The sequence below is a fragment of the Lentilactobacillus sp. Marseille-Q4993 genome, from assembly GCF_951230165.1.
Classification (GTDB): Bacteria; Bacillota; Bacilli; order Lactobacillales; family Lactobacillaceae; genus Lentilactobacillus.
On sequence record NZ_CATNVB010000016.1, the window covers coordinates 1 to 19,428 of the forward strand.

At 41.1% G+C, this 19,428-nt stretch carries 17 protein-coding genes and 1 tRNA gene; 13 read left to right on the forward strand and 5 right to left on the reverse strand.

Annotated elements, in window-relative coordinates; translation table 11 throughout:
• Window positions 1–286: 286 nt before the first annotated feature.
• The 3 genes from QOW94_RS06535 (at window position 287) to dnaB (ending at window position 4,370) form a co-directional block, all read left to right on the forward strand.
• A complete protein-coding gene (locus QOW94_RS06535) occupies window positions 287–2,299 on the forward strand; it encodes a DHH family phosphoesterase (protein ID WP_283679488.1) in 2,013 nt (670 codons plus the stop codon).
• Between the two features lie 39 nt (window positions 2,300–2,338).
• Complete coding sequence (gene rplI, locus QOW94_RS06540) at window positions 2,339–2,794, forward strand: 50S ribosomal protein L9 (RefSeq protein ID WP_283679490.1); 456 nt, start codon at window positions 2,339–2,341, stop codon at window positions 2,792–2,794.
• 187 nt (window positions 2,795–2,981) lie between these two features.
• Window positions 2,982–4,370 carry a replicative DNA helicase gene (dnaB, locus tag QOW94_RS06545; protein WP_283679492.1) on the forward strand — a complete coding sequence of 463 codons (1,389 nt, stop codon included), beginning with the start codon at window positions 2,982–2,984 and terminating at the stop codon, window positions 4,368–4,370.
• 248 nt (window positions 4,371–4,618) lie between these two features.
• Here dnaB and QOW94_RS06550 read toward each other — a convergent pair.
• A tRNA-Lys gene (locus tag QOW94_RS06550) sits at window positions 4,619–4,691 on the reverse strand.
• A 194-nt stretch (window positions 4,692–4,885) separates the two neighbouring features.
• Between QOW94_RS06550 and yycF the strand changes: the two genes are divergently transcribed.
• The 7 genes from yycF (at window position 4,886) to rlmH (ending at window position 12,762) form a co-directional block, all read left to right on the forward strand.
• Complete coding sequence (gene yycF / locus QOW94_RS06555; protein WP_283679494.1) at window positions 4,886–5,602, forward strand: response regulator YycF; 717 nt, start codon at window positions 4,886–4,888, stop codon at window positions 5,600–5,602.
• A 30-nt stretch (window positions 5,603–5,632) separates the two neighbouring features.
• A complete protein-coding gene (gene walK, locus QOW94_RS06560; RefSeq protein WP_283679496.1) occupies window positions 5,633–7,483 on the forward strand; it encodes a cell wall metabolism sensor histidine kinase WalK in 1,851 nt (616 codons plus the stop codon).
• Window positions 7,473–8,777: a YycH family regulatory protein gene (locus QOW94_RS06565; protein WP_283679498.1), complete on the forward strand. Its 1,305-nt coding sequence runs from the start codon at window positions 7,473–7,475 to the stop codon at window positions 8,775–8,777. The genes walK and QOW94_RS06565 overlap by 11 nt, the downstream gene beginning before the upstream one ends.
• An 18-nt stretch (window positions 8,778–8,795) precedes the next feature.
• A complete protein-coding gene (locus tag QOW94_RS06570; protein ID WP_283679499.1) occupies window positions 8,796–9,602 on the forward strand; it encodes a two-component system regulatory protein YycI in 807 nt (268 codons plus the stop codon).
• A gap of 22 nt (window positions 9,603–9,624) precedes the next feature.
• A complete protein-coding gene (locus QOW94_RS06575) occupies window positions 9,625–10,428 on the forward strand; it encodes an MBL fold metallo-hydrolase (protein ID WP_283679501.1) in 804 nt (267 codons plus the stop codon).
• An 82-nt stretch (window positions 10,429–10,510) separates the two neighbouring features.
• Complete coding sequence (locus QOW94_RS06580; protein ID WP_283679504.1) at window positions 10,511–11,749, forward strand: S1C family serine protease; 1,239 nt, start codon at window positions 10,511–10,513, stop codon at window positions 11,747–11,749.
• Window positions 11,750–12,282: 533 nt separating this feature from the next.
• Window positions 12,283–12,762, forward strand: a complete 480-nt coding sequence (rlmH, locus tag QOW94_RS06585; protein ID WP_283679505.1) for a 23S rRNA (pseudouridine(1915)-N(3))-methyltransferase RlmH — start codon at window positions 12,283–12,285, stop codon at window positions 12,760–12,762.
• Between the two features lie 292 nt (window positions 12,763–13,054).
• Here rlmH and QOW94_RS06590 read toward each other — a convergent pair whose 3' ends face one another.
• Window positions 13,055–13,411, reverse strand: coding sequence for a DUF6176 family protein (locus QOW94_RS06590; RefSeq protein ID WP_283679552.1), 357 nt, complete (start codon window positions 13,409–13,411; stop codon window positions 13,055–13,057).
• Window positions 13,412–13,566: 155 nt separating this feature from the next.
• Window positions 13,567–14,736, reverse strand: coding sequence for a DUF2075 domain-containing protein (locus QOW94_RS06595; RefSeq protein ID WP_283679507.1), 1,170 nt, complete (start codon window positions 14,734–14,736; stop codon window positions 13,567–13,569).
• A 156-nt stretch (window positions 14,737–14,892) separates the two neighbouring features.
• Between QOW94_RS06595 and hemH the strand changes: the two genes are divergently transcribed.
• From hemH to QOW94_RS06610, 3 genes are read left to right on the forward strand one after another with little or no spacing between them, the layout of a single operon-like run.
• Entirely contained in the window at window positions 14,893–15,819 is a 927-nt protein-coding gene (gene hemH / locus QOW94_RS06600) for a ferrochelatase (protein ID WP_283679509.1), read from the forward strand.
• 21 nt (window positions 15,820–15,840) lie between these two features.
• On the forward strand, window positions 15,841–17,175 hold the full coding sequence (locus tag QOW94_RS06605) for an Nramp family divalent metal transporter (protein WP_283679511.1): 1,335 nt from the start codon (window positions 15,841–15,843) through the stop codon (window positions 17,173–17,175).
• A gap of 10 nt (window positions 17,176–17,185) precedes the next feature.
• The gene (locus tag QOW94_RS06610) at window positions 17,186–17,770 is read left to right on the forward strand and encodes a uracil-DNA glycosylase family protein (protein WP_283679512.1); all 585 of its coding nucleotides are present in this window, start codon (window positions 17,186–17,188) and stop codon (window positions 17,768–17,770) included.
• Between the two features lie 73 nt (window positions 17,771–17,843).
• On the opposite strand, the gene QOW94_RS06615 is transcribed toward QOW94_RS06610, so the two are convergent.
• Both QOW94_RS06615 and QOW94_RS06620 read right to left on the reverse strand, forming a co-directional pair.
• On the reverse strand, window positions 17,844–18,287 hold the full coding sequence (locus tag QOW94_RS06615) for a GNAT family N-acetyltransferase (protein ID WP_283679513.1): 444 nt from the start codon (window positions 18,285–18,287) through the stop codon (window positions 17,844–17,846).
• 25 nt (window positions 18,288–18,312) lie between these two features.
• A complete protein-coding gene (locus QOW94_RS06620; RefSeq protein ID WP_283679515.1) occupies window positions 18,313–19,278 on the reverse strand; it encodes an aldo/keto reductase in 966 nt (321 codons plus the stop codon).
• Window positions 19,279–19,428: the final 150 nt, after the last annotated feature.

Sequence of the window (19,428 nt, forward strand, 5' to 3'; positions counted from 1 at the left end):
TCTTCCTTAACTTTAGTTATTTGTATATTTTTGTCTTTGATATCCAGTAAATCTAAGATAGAATTGTCTTGGGACATCACATACACCTCGCTTGTTTTTTGTTTAGACGCTTAAATCTTAGCATATGTGACAGTGATGTCCTATTTGTTTTGGATAAAAAAACTGGCATTGATGATGTTCATCAATACCAGAAAGTATAGTTCCCTTTTTGTTTAGAGCAAAAAATAACGCTCTGAGTTAGTTATGGTAAAATAGTGGTACTAAAGCTATCTAAAGAGGAACAAAAATGGATAAATCAAAACCACAGACAACTGGACAGTTGCCACCGTTTTTACACAACCGGCGGCTTAGGCGAATAATGACGTTTATTGCCATTATCGTCGTTTTTGGAGTGGTAGTGTCATTTTTATTGAACCCAATCGTTGCGGTCGTTATGGTCACAATCAGTGTGGTTGGTTTGATATACACTATTTTTATGATGAACGAAATCAGTTCTGATACGAACCGGTATATTGAGGATCTGTCATACCGAATCCATCGGGGGGAACAAGAAGCATTACTCGAAATGCCAATTGGAGTGATGGTTCTCAACGATAGTCGGATGATTGAGTGGGCCAACCCATTCTTATTGCAATACTTTGAAGGGGAAAATATCCTGGATAAGAAACTTGAGGATGTGGACGGCGATTTGAGTCAGCTGTTGATGAAATACCAGGATGATAAAGAGTTTCACACGATTACTTGGCGGAATCGTAAATTTACCATGTTGGTTCAATCAGAATACAACACCGTTTATCTACTGGATATCACCCGATATGCGCAGTTAGAGGAACGATATCTTGACGAACAAATCTCAGTTGGGCAGATTTTCTTGGATAACTATGATGAGGTTACCCAATCGATGACCGATCAGGAAATTTCAAACTTAAGTAATTACATTACCAACGAATTAGCATCTTGGTCACAACGTTACGGGATGTACCTTAAGCAAATTGATGATGACCACTTCTTCTTAATGGCATATGCCAAGTCACTTGCGGCGGTAGAAAACGACAAGTTTAATATTCTTGATACTGTGCGGGAAAGTACTTCGAAGCAAAACTTCCCACTGACCTTGAGTATTGGAATTTCCTATGGTGAAGAAGATTTGAACAGTCTTGCAGATCAGGCTCAAAGTAACTTGGACCTAGCCCTTGGTCGTGGTGGTGACCAAGTTGTTGTTAAGAGTTTGGAAGGGACTGCTCGGTTCTACGGTGGGAAGACCAACCCAATGGAGAAACGGACTAGGGTGCGGGCTAGAATGATTTCTCAGGCCCTTAATGAATTGATGAAGGAATCGGACCAAGTATTCGTTCAAGGTCACGAACGGCCTGATATGGACTCGTTAGGAGCCTGTTTAGGGATTCGCCGAATTGCCCAGATGAACAATAAGCAGTGTTGGATCGTCCTCGATAAGGGGAATGTCCATTCTGACATTCAACGACTACTTGAAGAAATCAAGAACTACCCAGAAATAAATGATGCAATCATTTCACCAGAGGAAGCTCTAAGCAAGGCAACCGATAGTAGTCTGATGATTATGGTCGATCATTCAAAACCATCGATTAGTATGGCTGAGAATGTGTATGATCGACTATCTAAACGGGTAGTGATTATTGATCACCATAGACGAGGCGAGGAGTTCCCAGAAAACCCAATGCTGGTTTACATCGAACCTTATGCATCATCAACCTGTGAGTTAATCACTGAAATGTTTGAGTACCAGTCACATGATGAGGAACCAATCAATAAGATTGAAGCGACGGCAATGCTGACGGGGATTTTTGTTGATACCCAAAGTTTCTCAATGAGAACTGGTACCAGAACATTTGATGCTGCTAGTTACCTCCGGTCGACCGGGGCAGACTCGAATGATATGCAGCAGTTGATGAAGGAGAACGTTGATAATTACCTTGAGCGAAATCACTTGATTTCAATGGTTGAATTCTTCAATAGTGATATGGCCATGATTGTTGGTGAAGAGGATCGTGTTTATGATTCGGTTACGGCAGCTCAGGCTTGCGATTCGTTGTTGACGATGAATGGCGTTGATGCCTCGTTTATTATTACCAAACGGACTGATGGTTTGGTCGGGGTTTCAGCTCGAAGTACCGGTAAAATTAACGTGCAAATCATCATGGAACGGATGGGTGGCGGTGGTCACCTTTCGAGTGGTGCTACTCAGATTGGCGATAAAACCGTTGCCGAAGTTCGCGAATTACTGCTTGAAACAATTAATAATATCGATGATAATGAATAACAGGGTTCAAAATTTTGAGGATAGTAGGAGTGATCATTTATGAAAATTATTTTTCTAGAGGATGTCCGTGGTAAGGGAAAACGTGGCGAAGTTAAGGAAGTACCCGACGGCTATGCTCAAAATTTCTTAATTAAGAATGGTAAGGCGAAGGCCGCAACAGCTTCCGCAATGAGCCAATTGAAAGGTCAACAAAAGGCCGAACAAAAAAAGGCTGAAGAAGAACTTGAGGAATCTAAGCAATTAAAGACTAAGTTGGAAAGTGACGATACTGTCGTTGAGATTTCTGCTAAGGCAGGAACTGACGGCCGGTTATTCGGGTCAGTTCCAAGTAAGCAAATTGCTCAAGCTCTCAATAAGCAATATGGCCTCAAAATCGATAAGCGGAAGATCGAGTTGCCTGAACCAATTAGAGTTGCAGGTTACACGAACGTGCCTGTTAAGCTCCATTCAGAAGTAACGGCTAAGATTAGGGTTCACGTAACGGAAACTAACTAAATAGTTTGCTGGTAGTTGGAGTGTCAGGGATGATTTTGAAAGTATCCTTGATGCTCTTTTGGTTTGGGTGAGATTTTATTAGTTACTACTAGCAGTAACTCACACGTTTTCACAATTAAAGTAGCATTTTTTTCTAATCTTTATGTGCTACTATATAGTTAACATTTTAGAATTTCGGGGAATTTAAATGAACAATGATGTAATGAATGAACTACCACCCCAGAACATCGATGCCGAAAAGGCGGTGCTTGGGGCAATATTTTTAAGTACAGATGCCCTCATTGAGGCAATGGAATTCTTAGAACCCCGCGATTTTTACAAACGGGCTCATCAAATCATCTTTGAAGCCATGGTTAATTTAAATGACCGGGATGAGGCGATTGACGTTGTTACGGTCGCGGATCTTCTTACTAGTCAAAATAACTTTGATGACGTTGGTGGAATGGAATACATTGCTGAATTAGCTGGATCCGTGCCAACAAGTGCTAACGTTGCGTACTACGCCAAAATCGTTAAGGACAAGGCTGTGTTACGGCGATTGATCCAAACGGCGACCAACATTGCTACTGAAAGTTATAGCACTGATGATGACGTTGAGACGGTTTTAGATAACGCTGAACGTGATATCATGAACGTTGCTGAAAATCGAAACCAGTCTGGATTTAAGGCAATTAAAGATGTTCTTAATTCAGCCTTCAGTGAAATTGACCGTTTGTCTCAAGAAGACAGCAACGTTACCGGTTTATCGACGGGGTACCCTGAGTTGGATAAAATTACGACGGGGCTTCATGACGATGAATTGATAATTTTGGCTGCCCGGCCAGCCGTTGGTAAAACCGCGTTTGCCTTGAATCTTGCTCAGAACGTAGGGACCAAGACGGACAAAGCCGTTGCCATTTTTAGTTTGGAAATGAGTGCTGAGTCATTGGTCAACCGGATGCTGTGTGCTGAAGGTAGTATCAACGCAAACCATTTGCGAACTGGAAACCTGACTGAGGATGAGTGGCAAAACCTCGTGGTGGCAATGGGAAGCCTTTCACGGGCTAACATTTATATTGATGATACGCCGGGAATCAAGATGTCTGAAATTCGGGCTAAATGTCGGCGGTTAGCTAAGGAAACTGATAATCTTGGGATGGTTGTTATCGATTATCTCCAACTGATTGAAGGTGGGAACCGAGAAAACCGGCAACAAGAAGTTTCCGATATTTCGCGGCAGTTAAAGAAACTGGCTAAGGAACTCCATATTCCAGTTATTTCGTTGTCACAGCTGTCTCGTGGCGTTGAACAGCGTCAGGACAAGCGACCTGTTTTGTCCGATATTCGGGAATCCGGATCAATCGAGCAGGATGCCGATATCGTTGCCTTCCTTTACCGTGATGACTATTATGAGCGGGAAGACGGCGATGATGACGATAGCGGTGGTAGTGGTGATGATGACCAAAATGATGTTGGTGAAGTTGAAGTAATCATTGAGAAGAACCGGTCGGGTCCTCGTGGAACTGTCAAACTGTTGTTTGTTAAGTCATACAATAAGTTCTCATCAATTTCGTATGCTCCAGACCAAGCAAGTTAATAAAAAGGTCGTCATTCTGGCTAATTAGAGCCAGAATTGGCGACCTTCTTTTTGGTTGGGCTGAAATTGGCCAAGAATTGAGGAATATGACCGTTAAAATCAAAATAGCACTAGTTAGCTACTTAATGGAGAAAAGCTAACTGGTGCTATTTTTTAAGGCCTCAAACATCATTATGAATTATATTGAAGCCAAAAAAATAACAGACACGGCTCAGGCCGGCGTGTCTGTTATTTAGTGATATGTATAATGGGCAGTCAGGGGCTCGAACCCTGGACCCACGGATTAAGAGTCCGTTGCTCTACCAACTGAGCTAACTGCCCATGTCATTTATCCGACTTAAATATAGTATCATGGAATTTTGACTTTGACAACATTATTTGTAAAAAAAGTTCAAAAAAGCGGAAAACCCATGTTTTTATTAACAATGAGGCGGCTGTGTTATAATTTGAATGTGTAACATTCTACATTAAAGTAAAAAATAAAGCATTAGAATTCAACGTTAGGAGAATTGTTAATGGCAAAGAAAATATTAGTAGTTGACGATGAGAAGCCCATCGTTGATATTGAAAAGTTTAACCTAGAAAAGGAAGGGTATGAAGTCTCCGTTGCGTATGACGGCGAAGAAGCCCTTGAACAAGTGAATGATGTTGATCCAGATCTCATCATCCTTGATTTGATGTTGCCAAAAATGGATGGATTGGAAGTAGCTCGTGAAGTTAGAAAGACCAAAGATACGCCAATCATCATGGTTACGGCTAAGGACTCTGAATTAGACAAGGTTCTTGGATTGGAATTAGGAGCGGACGATTACGTTACTAAGCCATTCTCAAACCGAGAGTTAGTTGCGAGAGTTAAGGCTAACTTACGACGCCAAACTGCCAGTGTTAACAACACTGACCAGACTGAGGAAAACCAGGATATTACTATCGGTGATCTGGTTATTCATCCAGATGCTTATTCCGTTTCTAAACGGGGAGAAAACATCGAGTTAACTCACCGAGAGTTTGAATTACTCCATTACTTGGCTCAACATATTGGTCAAGTTATGACGCGAGAGCATTTACTACAAACAGTTTGGGGCTACGATTACTTTGGTGACGTTAGAACTGTCGATGTTACCGTTCGGCGTTTGCGTGAAAAAGTCGAAGATAATCCAAGTCACCCAACCTGGCTTGTCACCCGTCGTGGGGTTGGTTATTACTTAAGAAACCCAGAAAACGACCAAGCATAACGATAATTATTGTAAGGGGTAAAACTGGTTGTGAACGAGCGAATCAAATTTTTTCAATCAATAAAATTTAAAATTGCCCTCGTCTTCGCCCTCGTATTGTTGATCACACTGGAAATCGTGGGGGCTGTTTTTGTGCGTCAATTAGAACGCCAGAATTTGCAGACTTTTAAGGACCAAGTGCAACTTCAAAGCTACGTTCAAAAGTCGTTAACGTCTGAATTAGCTAAATCAAACATAACTTTGGCTAACAGAAGAATCAAAACAATTCTTAACGATTCCGACAACACCAATCCTGCTCAGATTCAAGTAATCGACAAAAAGGGAACGATTCGGGGAACTAACCAGGTTAATAATCAAGCGGTAGTCGGTCAAAAAACAACCGACAACGGTGTTAAAAATGCGCTGTATAACGGAAAATCGATTGAAAAAAACACTTACGATGCGGCAAGCAACAACCGTTACTATGTTTCAATCACCACTCTGATTAGGAGTACAGGTAATAGTAATCAAGTGGTTGGAGTTGTGTATACTAAGGCCAATCTTGATCAGGTTTATCGGCAAACAAACGGGGTTACTGGAATCTACTTATTTGCCTCAACGGTTGCCATTGTATTGGGGTTAATTATCTCAATCGTGATTTCGAGAGCGTTCACCCGCCCGATTGAAGAAATGAAGCAACAGACTATGAGAATTGCTCGTGGTGATTACTCAGGTCAAGTTCACGTTTATGGAAACGATGAGCTTGGTCAACTTGCTAGTGCAGTTAATAACCTGTCAGTTAGGGTTGAGGAATCCCATGAATCGACGGAGTCTGAGCGAAGGCGACTAGATTCAGTGTTAGCGAACATGACCGATGGAGTGCTTGCTACGGATCGCCGGGGGAATGTTATTATCATCAATGATACCGCCGCTAGTTTTCTTGATACAAAGGACGATGTAATGGGAAAATCGATTTTAACCGTTCTTGGGATTCAAGATGATTACACATTGCGTGATTTGTTAGAGCAACCTGATGAGATTATTCTTGATTTTTCAAATGATGAACAAGACTTGATTTTGCACGCCCATTTCTCATTAATTCAGCGAGAATCAGGGTTTATTAGCGGACTTGTCTGTGTGCTTCGAGATATTACTGAACAACAACGAATCGATCAGGATCGGAAACAATTTGTTTCTAATGTTTCCCACGAACTGCGAACCCCACTTACTAGTGTGCGTTCTTACATTGAAGCGTTGTCGGATGGGGCTTGGCAGGATCCTAAGTTAGCTCCTAAGTTTTTGAAGGTAACTCAGGACGAAACTGACCGAATGATCAGAATGATTAATGATTTGCTGACACTATCAAGAATGGAATCGGGAACTCAGAAGATGGAAAGCGAGCTCGTTAATATCAACGAGTTGTTTAACTATATTCTGAATCGGTTCGATATGATCATTAAAAAGGATGACCATCCAGAAAAAACATACTCAATCAAACGCTACTTTACTAAACGAGATTTATGGGTCGAACTTGATACTGATCGGTTTACCCAGGTTCTCGATAATATTATGAATAATGCGATTAAATACTCACCAGATGGTGGGGTTATTACCTGTCGACTTTATGAAACTAGAAATAAGGTTATTTTGAGCATCAGCGATCAAGGATTAGGAATTCCAAGAAAGGACCTACCTCATATATTTGACCGTTTTTATCGGGTCGATAAGGCTCGTTCCCGAAAACAGGGTGGTACTGGTCTGGGTCTTGCCATTTCTAAGGAAGTGGTTGAGGCGCTTGGTGGCCAATTATGGGCCGAAAGTATTGAGGGACGTGGTTCAACATTCTACATCGCCCTTCCATACGAGCCACTAGCAGAGGAGGATCTTTGGGATGAGGTTTAGTAAATTTATTTTGCCTGTTGTATTGAGCCTTGCGGTGGTTGCTAGTTTGGTGCTATCGGTTATCCTCTGGATCAACCCAGCTAATTATCGAAATGACCAGAATTCAACCAGAAACACTCAGAATTCTGAAATGATTAAACCACGGTCAGCGATTTACTCTCCTACCCAGGCGGTTGAAAATAATCGTGATGGCAGCCAAGATTTATTGGTAAACCGGTCAGTCAACATGATTGGTGAAATCAAGGATAGTATTGAAAATTACAAACCAACGGGTTATAAAACGATTAGTAAAAATTCACAAGACGAGTACTTTAAGATTGCTAAGCGACCAAATTCAGTTATGCTTAATTATTCGAGTTCCGTAAATCTTAAGACGGTTGGCAGACTTTTTAAGCATAAGTTGAATAATTCGGCCAACCCAATCGTTAACCGGGTGATTTTACCCCTAAATGACACATCAAGACTTTACCTTCTTGGTGATAGGGGATTCAAGGTCTATGAGGTCAAACTCGAGAAGCATAATCTTGAAAAGTTAAACAATGTTCTAAATTTGAAACTAAGACGGTTTCCGGTTGCTATCCGGTTAAATAACGATGTTCCAATGATGTACCTTGAGAGTTCAGTAGATATGCAACCGTATAAGTATCTCGTCAATCGTCAAACTGAAGACTACTACGTCAGCCGGTTACTGAATGATCAAGATTCAACTAACGTTTCCGTTAAGAAGAGACGAGGCACCACAACCTATAGTGATCAGAACTCACAGCAGTTGGACTTTAATAGTCGAACGAGGGCTGGCGAATTTATTGATTATCAAATAAAGAACCAACCGCGAACCCTATACTCATCACTGACAAAGTCTTACAAGACAATTAGGGATCTTGGGGTTTCCATGGATAACGTTAAGTTTTACGGATACGATGTAAAAAATCGGGAAATTTCGTTTAGAACCTTTGTTGAAGGATTTCCTATTTTTAAGAATAATGGTTTTGGGGCAGTTTCAATTAGAAACCGTAACGCTGGGGTTCAACGAACTAAGTTCCTGTTGGATACTCCCCAAGTGCCACTGCCAAGTAAGAGTGGTATGACCACTTTACCAAGTACGGATACAGTTATCTCTAGGCTAACCGGGCACGGTTATAATCGCCAAAAGATTGGTAAAATCAGATTAGGTTATACTTGGAATCAAAAGAAACCAAGCTCAATGCTGATAACTTTAACGCCTGACTGGTACGTTTTATATAACGGTAAGTGGTCAAGCTATACGGAGTTAATGCAGCAAAATAATCAATAACAGAAAGGAGGGGTCTAAGTGAACTTCAAACGGATTCAAATTATTTTCTTAGTGACGTTTATTGCGATTGATGTGTTTTTGTTAGGAATGCTCCAACAAAATATGTATATGCAATCTGAGAATGTTGCTCAAGGAGATTCGGATACCACCATTACCAAGGAAATGAAGAATGACGAGATCAAGTTTGATACATTCTCGAACAAAACTGACGATGGTTATTACATTTCTGGAACGCAAACCGATGATTTGCGGCAACGGATGGGCCAACTGTTCAATCAGACCCCTCACTATGAAAACCATTCAATTGAGAGTGAATTTAAGCAACCGATTAGTGTCGAAAAGAAAAACCCTGAAAAGACGATCAATAATTTGATTCAGGACCCAACCTTTGTTGCTTTTGGTAACCAATATACGTATAGCAAGGATCTTTCGACGGATCAGACGATTGTATACGTCCAAAAGGGGCCTGAACGGGGAATTTATTCTGATGAGGCCCAGATTCGGTTTAATTTAAACGCGAACCACCAAATTGTTGGTTATACCCAGACTTACCTCAATGACATTAGAACTTTGAGAGAAAAATCGAGTACGATTTCTGAACGCCGGGCCTTGATTTGGCTTTATCAGTATAATGAAATTCCAAATAATACCACTGTCGCCTGGACTAGATTAGTGTATACTAAGCTAATCACAGCTGACGAGGATCGGGTGTTTATTCCGACTTGGGTAATTGCGATTAGACCGCAAAACTCACCTCAAGTGCAGTTAAAGCGAATCAATGCCTTTACAGGTGGAATTATTAAGGAAACAAATCAGCAGGTTTAAATTACAAATTGGGAGCGTAAGTATGGATAATGACGATATGAAAATTAGTGTTCTTGCCAGTGGTAGCACTGGTAACGTTACATACATTGAGACACCTCAGCACAAAGTTCTTTTGGATGCTGGTCTAAGTGGGAAAAAAATCGCAAACTTGATGGCTTCGATTGGTCGCGACATCAATGATGTTGATTCCCTATTAGTGACCCATGAGCATTCAGATCACAGACAAAGTGTTGGAGTCTTAGCTCGTAAGTACAACATGAATGTGTATGCTAACGAAGGAACTTGGAACGCAATGGATGGGAAGATTGGCAAGGTTCCTGAGGACCAAATCAATATTTTTCCACCCGATACGGTTAAGGATTTTGGTGACCTAGATATCGAAAGTTTTTCAGTTTCCCATGACGCTGCTGAGCCCCAATTTTATGTTTTTCACCATAACAATAAATCGTTTGTCGTATTAACTGATACAGGTTACGTTTCTGATAGGATGGAAGGCGTAATTAAGGACTCCGAAGGCTACTTACTTGAGTGTAATCACGATGTAGAAATGCTTAGAAACGGTGACTACGCTTGGTCATTGAAACAACGAATCATGTCTGACCGAGGCCATTTATCCAATGAGGATGGTGCTAACACCATGCTTGATATCATTGGGCACCGAACAAAGAAGGTATTCTTAGGTCACCGAAGTCAACACAATAATATGAAAACTCTTGCTCATCTAACCGTGTCATCAATTTTAACTGATCATGATTTTGGAGTTGGTTCTGATTTCCAACTTTTTGATACCGATGCCGAGCAAGCTTCACCATTAACAATTATTTAAGGTAATTATAAGCTTTGAATTCTACAATATAATAAAGAAATGTGTAAAATAGAATACAAAAGAGAATGAGGAGGAACCTTCAATGGCAGGGAATGGTGGAATTAAACTAGTGGTGACGGCATTAGTTGCCGGTGCTTTAGGTGGAGCAGCAACCTATGGTGGAGTTTCATTGATGCATAATAATGATTCTGGCACGCCCACGGAAATTTCAAACTCACAGGGAAGTGCCAAGGTCAGCAACGTTAAGGTCAACTTAAGTACCCAATCAGAAAAGGCGTTTAACTCAACTAAGAACGCTGTGGTTTCCGTTATTAATTTGCAGAAAGAAAGTAGTTCGAGTGATAGCCTTTCAGGTTTGCTTGGTGGCTTGTACGGCGGTAATTCTGATTCTAGCAGTTCTAAGAAAAGCAGTGGTGAGCTAGAAGCTGCTAGTGAAGGATCAGGAGTTATTTACAAGAAGAGCGGTGATACCGCCTATATCGTAACTAATAATCACGTGGTTGAGGGTTCTAATTCATTAGAGATTATCCTCAATGATGGTACCAAAGTTGGTGCTGAGATTGTTGGTAAGGACTCAATTACCGATTTAGCTGTATTGAAGGTTAAGTCTGATAAGATTACGCGGGTTGCCACGTTTGGTAACTCAGACAACATCAAAGTCGCCGAGCCGGTATTAGCCATCGGGTCACCACTTGGATCACAGTACGCTACGTCCGTTACCCAGGGAATTATTTCTGCTAAGAAACGGGAAGTACCGCAAACTGATACTAACGGTCAGGAAATTGGTAACGCAACGGTTATTCAAACTGATGCGGCAATCAACCCAGGTAACTCTGGTGGTCCTTTGATCAACATGAACGGTCAGGTTGTCGGGATCAACTCAATGAAGTTAGCCCAGGACCAATCCGGAACAAGTGTTGAAGGAATGGGCTTTGCAATTCCAAGTAACGAAGTGGTTAAAATCATTAACCAGTTGATCAAGAGTGGTAAGGTCGTGCGACCAGCGCTGGGAATTAGCTACGTTGATTTATCTAACGTTTCTGAAAAACAACAGAAGTCAGTATTGAAATTACCTTCCAGTGTATCGACAGGAGTTGTTGTTCTTAAGGTAAGTGCCAATTCGCCAGCAAAACGAGCTGGACTTGCTAAGTATGACGTTATCACCAAGCTTGATGGCAAGAAGATTACTGAACAGACTGCAATTAGAGATATTCTATACAAACACAACATTGGTGATAAGATCTCAGTCACTTACTATCACAACGGTAGTGAGAAAACATCATCGGTAACGTTGAATAAGAAAGCTGCAAACGTAAAATAAAAGTTAAAAGCTGAAGGTTTCCAGACAAATTGTCTGGGAACTTTTTGTTTGCCGAAGGTTTTTATTGATAATTGGAAAATTGTAGTAGCTAAGCAATTAAAATCCGAACGGGAAACGGAAGTTGAATTAGGATGATTCAGTACAAAATAAAACAATGAGGAATTGTGGACAATGTATGTGGATAAGTCTGTGAATAAGATTAAGTTTGTTGTGATTTGCTGATATATCAGCCTTAAAAAAGGAAACGCAAACGGGGATAGTTATCCACAGGAGATTGTGGATAATTATTTTGGGGGATATTTTGCCAATTGTTCGGGCGTATAAATACTGATATAATAGGGTTTGCGATGATAGATTGCGAACGCACGTTTTCCACAAAACTGTGGATAAAAAACTATATATTGACAATTTTAAAAAAAATGCATGAAATCAAAATTAGAGCTATTTAACCTTGCCTGTGGATAACTATGTGCATAAGTTGTTCATATGTCGATAGTTTTACACACTGATTAACAAACTAGGAGGAAAAATCGTTGAATATTAAGTTGGTTGTTGTTGGGAAGCTAAAGGAAAAGTATTTTAAACAGGGGATTGCGGAATACGCAAAGCGGTTATCGCGCTTCTGTAAGTTTTCGATTGTCGAGGTTCCCGATGAAAAGGCTCCAGAATCATTGAGCCAGGCCCAAATGGATGACGTGATGGAAAAGGAGGGAGAACGGATTCTCGAGAAGATCAAGGATAAGGAGTATGTTTTCGCACTGGCAATTTTGGGCAAGGAACGTTCCTCAGAGGAGTTTGCTAAGGAGATTCAGGATCTCACCACCTATGGCCACTCAGATATTACCTTTGTTATTGGCGGCTCATTGGGAATGTCCCAAGATGTTTTGAAGCGGGCTAATACCCAAATTTCGTTTGGGCGGTTCACGTTACCACACCAGTTGATGAGACTGGTGTTGACGGAACAGATATACAGGGCGTTTATGATAAATGAGGGGAGTCCGTATCATAAATAATGAGGTTTATTAAGACATACAACTCGATGGCCACTCAGTGTACATCTAGGTTTTGTTTTTAAAAGTTTACAATTATTGGAGGTGTAATTATCTTTCGGCTAAGAAGTATGGATACAATTTTTCAATATATAGAGATGATGAGATTGGTAAAATGAAACGAGAACTTGTATTAAATATCAATAAGCAATAGGTGTGAATAAAATCGGTTATATTGATTAGCGCAAGTATTAAAATAATAGGTAAAGCTAATTTCCATTTAAAAATAAAACTACATCTCAAACGATGTAGTTTTTTAGTTCATATTATTCATTATTTTATCTGGGATCATAACTACTTTTGGGTCCAAATCAATAGGTTTTGTTGACTCATCAATACATTCATTCCAGTATTCAATGTGCTTTTTATCAATCCTACTGTCTGATGATTCTACGGATTGTCCCCCAGTTCCTTGAACTGAGAACCAGTACAAAAATTCGCCTTCGGCTTTCTGTTCTTTAAATATAACTTCTACATACATTTTTTCATTTTCAAGTGTTAACAGGGTTTCGTGCATATTGTCGTTCAAAAATCTAAGCCATTCCTCAACCTTTGCTTCTTTACCCGCTTTTACTTTGAATCTTGTTAACTCAGTTTTAATCGTAATTAACATCTCCTTAATTCGAAAATTCAATAGTCTTTTACATAAACAAGTATAAATTAAGTTTTTCAGGTTGAAAATACCAGCAGTATAAAATGATACGCAAGTCCGTATCATAGATAATCCCACCAAAAAAGACATCCTCCTTGGATGTCTTTTCGCTTACCTTATTTACCTGTCTTATACAGTTCCATCAATCTCTTTCTCAACGCACCGTCATACGCAGTTAAGTACATTCCGTACTTTCCCCGTTTCATCAGCACGTTCAAGACGTTAGCAATAAATGTCTTATATTCTTCCTTGCTAAACTTGATATCCTTACGTTTCTTGAAGATTTCCTTATGAGAGTACTTTTCTGGAATAATGGTCATTGTATCGGTGATTGGATCGTAACCAAATGATGGTCCGATAATCATCCCCACGTAGTTGAGATCAAACCCTTGTAATGTGTAGATAGTTCCAACCTGGGTGATTGAACCTTCCCATTTTGCCCAGTGGGTTCTTTGAGGATCCCACTCATCCCAAGGCAGACTAAACGTATCCATTTCCACGTTGTGGCGGCCATCAATTCGAGGAAATCCAGATGTAGCAACGACCCGGCTCATGCCGACTTCCTTGTTCCGTTTCTTGATGTCTTCGAATAGCGCTCCGGCGGTATCGTAAACCTTAAATTCAAAGTCACTGTTGTCTGGAAATGGCTTCATTGGTTTTTCAGCGGTCAAATCATCCATCCAAGCAACTTGTTCGTCACTGGCAACCATTCGATACTGGAAGTTCATATCGAATAGCTTGTGGGGGTGGGAACCAATCGTTTTGTAAAGAAGGTCCTTATCCCAGTACATCTTGGATTGGAAAACTTGGTCGAAATCGTAAACCACAACGACTACCTTAGCCAAATTCATTAAGTCGGTTAATTGGTTCTCACCGCGGTAATGGGCGTATGGTTCCGGTTTGGAATAAAGCAAGTGTGCTTCATCCACAAAGATAATATCGTACTTTTTATGGTTCTTTTGAGCGTAGTTGATCAATGAAGTTGGTCTGCGAATCGAACTAACTTTCATGCCTGGAATCGACTCACCAAGGTCACGGTATGCCTTGTATAGCTCAGGGTGGTTGACTACGAGGTATGTTTTGTAGTTTTTGTCAGTCATGTACTGGCGAACTAATTCCATTAACACTACTGATTTACCAGTTCCGGCGGCTCCTTCGATAATTGCAACCGAGTGCTGGTTACCGTTGAGTCCCTGTTGGATATAATCGTTAATGTTGGTAATGGTGGCCTTCTGGTCATCAGACAGGTCATCCACAAAAAATTGTTCCTTTAATATTTCGTTCATCATGTACTCCTATTTTGGTAGTGATTTTTGCAAACTAGTTTTTATGTCAGCTCACAAAAAAGCTATTGTTATTATAGCAGGTTCAAAGTCACTGACTGAAAATAATTTGAAAGTTGGTGTATGATTATTGTATCGACAACGTTTGGGGGAGAGCTGATGAAGAAGGGACTACTACTGGTTAATACAGGATCACCGAAAACGCCCACGACTGCTGATGTGAAAGCCTATTTAAAGGTGTTTTTAAGCGATCAAAACGTAATTGAAATGCCCCGTTGGGTTTGGCAGCCGATTTTAAGAGGTTTTGTGTTGCCACTGAGGTCGTGGCGTTCCGCTACGTACTACCAACGAATCTGGACTAGGGCGGGCTCTCCTTTGGTTGCTTATACCCAAATAATGACCGCAAACGTCCAAGCTGAATTACCAGACTGGGATGTGCGGTTTGCGATGTCCTATAGTGAACCACGAATTGCTGATCAAATGCAGGATATGAAAGATAAAGGCTGCGATGAGATCAATGTTCTACCAATGTACCCTCAGTACACCCAAAGCACGCATAAAGCAATTTACGATCAAGCTGATGCTAGTGGAATTGAGTATCAAAAAATCGATAACTTTTACCGCGAACCTGAATATCAGCGAATTATGGCGGATAAAATAAGCCAATACATAGATAAGCAAGAATATGACGAAGTGCTGTTCAGTTACCACGGGATTCCAACGGCTATGGTCAAACATGGTGATCCGTACCAAAAAGAATGCGAAGAGACTACTGAGGGGATTCTTAGTCAAATTCCAGCAATCAAAGCCATCAGCAAGACCGTCTACCAGTCAAAGTTTGGTCCTGCCCCGTGGTTAAAACCATATCTAAAAAATTATCTGACAGAGATGATTCAGATGGGAAAACGGCGAGTTCTAATCGTTGCCCCGTCATTCATTGTGGATGGTCTAGAAACACTTGAAGAAAATGGGGTTCAGAACTATCAGACGTTCAAAGAAAACGGTGGTGACGTGTTCCACCTTGTTGAACCGTTAAATGGTGACAAACGGTTTGCTAAGTTTCTGGCTGATTTAGTAATGAAGTAATTGCCTTTTGGGGGAAAGAGCATGGGAAATTCTGAAAACAACAAAAGTTTAGATGAAATCAATCAGAGTGTGACTGTACCCACAGGTTATGACGTTTCATTCGTTCAAAAGTTTTTGGCATACAGTGGCCCGGGTGCCTTGGTTGCAGTTGGTTACATGGATCCAGGAAATTGGTTGACCTCTTTGTCTGGTGGCAGCCAGTACCGGTATGATTTGATATCAGTGCTATTGATGTCAATCCTAGTGGCGATGTTCATGCAGACCCTGGCTATTAACTTAGGAGTTGTCACCCAACTTGATTTAGCTCAGGCGATTGCTAGAGTTGTTCCCAAACCCGTTCGTTATGGGTTATGGTTGTTAAACGAAGTTGCGATGATGGCGACTGACTTAACGGGAGTGGTTGGAACATCAATTGCGCTGAAGTTGTTATTTGGGTTACCGATTCTATATGGAATCTTACTAACGATTTTCGATGTGCTGATTGTGTTGCTCTTTCTGCGATTCGGAATTCGCCGAATCGAGTTTGTGGTTTTCACCTCGATAATGGTGGTGGGAGTTATTTTTGGAATTGAGGTCATTAGAGCTGATCCTAACGTGGCATCAATTCTTTCAGGTGCGATTCCAACCGCTGATTTGCTTCAAAACCATCAGAAGCTGATTATTAGTCTAGGTATAATGGGGGCCACCATTATGCCCCATAACATCTATCTTCACTCCTCTTTGGCTCAGAGTCGCCGGTATGACTATCATGATCCGGTGCAAGTTAAAGAAGCGTTGCGCTTTGGTAAGTGGGATTCTAACGTCCATTTGTTTGCGGCTTTTATTATCAATGCTTTGTTGCTGGTGCTGGGTGGGACCTTGTTTTTCAACTCAAGTAATGATTTTTCCACCTTTCAGGATGTTTTTGATGGGTTGAAGAACGCCAATCTTGTTGGTAGTTTAGCAAGTCCCGTAATGAGTTTCCTGTTTGCGTTTGCGCTGCTATTAACGGGATTGATTTCATCGATCACTAGTACGTTATCGGGGCAAATCGTAATGGAAGGGTACCTTCATATTCGGTTGCCATTGTGGCAACGGCGGCTCTTGACCCGATTTGTAACTCTGATTCCAATTTTGATAGTCGGTTACATGGTTGGGTTTGATGAAAAAGTGTTTGAAAATATGATCGTTTATGCTCAAATCTCATTGAGTATTGCCCTACCACTAACGTTATTTCCAATGGTGGCAATTACTAGTAACAAACGAATCATGGGGGACCACGTTAATTCAAAACTGACGATGGTGGTTGGCTACCTGCTAACAACAATAATTACCGTGTTGAATTTACAATTAATTTTATCGGCACTATCAATCTAAGGTGAGTGGAATGGATAAACTAACAGAAATCATCAATCAAATTGAAATGGATGATCAGAACCAAGAGTATACTGAGGCTGGAATCAAGCCCTTGTTTCACGTGGAACAGTCAGCAAAGATTTTGATTATTAGTCAGGCACCTAGTAAAAAAGCCCAGGCATCGATGACGTTCTGGGATGATCCAAGTGGCGATAAGCTTCGCGATTGGATGGGAGTGTCGAGGGATGAATTTTATCATTCAGGCAAACTGGGTGTGGTGCCGTTGGACTTTTATTTCCCTGGTAAGGGTAAACATGGCGACCTGCCACCACGGAAGGGGTTTGCGGAAAAATGGCACAAACAGGTATTGGAACTAATGCCAAACGTTGAGTTGACCCTGCTGATTGGCCAATATGCTCAGAAATACTATCTTGGTAGACAAAGAGAAGAGAATTTAACGGCAACCGTTAGGAATTACCAAAACTACTTACCTGATTTTTTTCCACTAGTTCATCCGTCACCGTTAAACTACGGGTGGCAGAAACGAAATCCGTGGTTTATGGATGAAGTTGTGCCAGAGTTGCGGGAAAGAATTAGAAAAATATACGATAAATAAAAAACCACTTTAAGTGGGACAGAAAGATAATTTATATTCTTTCATTGTCCTACCTAATAGTGGTTTTTCTTATCTAATGAATGTCTTTTTTCAATAATCTCATCGTCCGACCAAATTGATCTGGTTGTTCGTCAAACTGTTGGTAGCCGATTTTTTCGTATAAACCAGTATGGCCAGTAGCGATGTATATCGTGTGAAAACCAGCTTGACTAGCTTGCTTTTCAGCCAATACCACCAGCCTCTGACTAATGTGTCGGCCACGATAGTCTTCGCTCACAAAGACAGTGCTGATGAATGGTTCCACCCCAGTTCCCTTAACAATGTCTTCTTTCAGAAGGGCTGAAAATCCAACCAACTGATTATTATCTAAGATGACAAAGGCTTTCTGGTAACCGGTAAGTTCTCCCGTCATTAGCAGCTTGGCCAGGTATTTGCCCGCTTTCCACGACACTGAACTAATTAGTTCGGTGTATTTTGACAGGTTTGCGGTATTTGAATCAATCGTAATTGTTTCCATGACAGATGCTCCTAATCTGGGTCAGTTAAAGCGACTTACCGCTAGGATCCTTAAATCCCTTAAACGCGTTCTCGATGGTATTGTACTCGTCGGTTGAGAGGGTAATATTAAGAGCTTTTGCGTTGGCCTCGACCTGTTCAGGTTTTTTAGCCCCTGGGATTACCACACTGATAAGTGGGTTTTCAATGTACCAAGCTAAAATTACCTGGGCAACAGTGGCGCTGTGAGCGTCAGCAATTGGTCGAACTTGGTCGATTGCTGAAAGGGCATTGCTGTAACGGGGTTCTTTGAAGTCAGCTATTTGGCTGCGGATGTCATCGTCAGGGAAGGTCTGGTTATTGCTGTATTTACCAGTCAGAAGTCCAGATGCTAGTGGGAAGTAAGGGACAAACGAAATGTTGTTTTCTTTCAAGTATGGCATCATGTCTGAACCGTGATCCTGATGGAGCAAACTGAACTCGTCCTCAACGACGTCAACGTAGCCATCAGCATTCGCTTCCTTGATTTGGTCTAGGCTGAAGTTGGAAATTCCAATTGCTTTGATTTTTCCTTGTTCGCGCAGTCTTTGGAGAGCCCCAACTGCTTCTGCCTTAGGAGTGTCCTTATCTGGGAAGTGAATGTAGTAAATGTCGACATAGTCGGTACCTAAGCGTTTCAAACTATTATCGACCTGTTCAGTTAGGAACTTAGGATCATTTGAGATTACTTCACTGCCAGTTGAAAAGTCGTGAGCACCCTTAGTGGCAATCACAATATCTTCGCGTTTGAAATCCTTGATAGCTTGGCCGACCAATTCTTCTGAATGCCCAAGCCCATAAACGTAGGCAGTATCTAATAGGGTGATACCGCTATTGAGGGCAGTTTGAACGCTCTTCACCCCGGTCGCATCATCTAGGTTAGGAAACAAATTATACCCGCCAACGGCGTTAGTTCCCATTCCAAGGGGGGTTGCGACAACATCAGACTTACCAATCGTTACTTGTTTACTCATTTCATTCATCCTTTCTATTCTTAGCTATCATTAGTATAACGTATCTAGGTGGGGATTGAAGAAAGGTGAACTGGGGCTTTCAAATGTCAAAATTATGTAAATTTAATCCGGAGAGTTTGCAGAAGGCTAGCATTATCGCTAAACTAATAT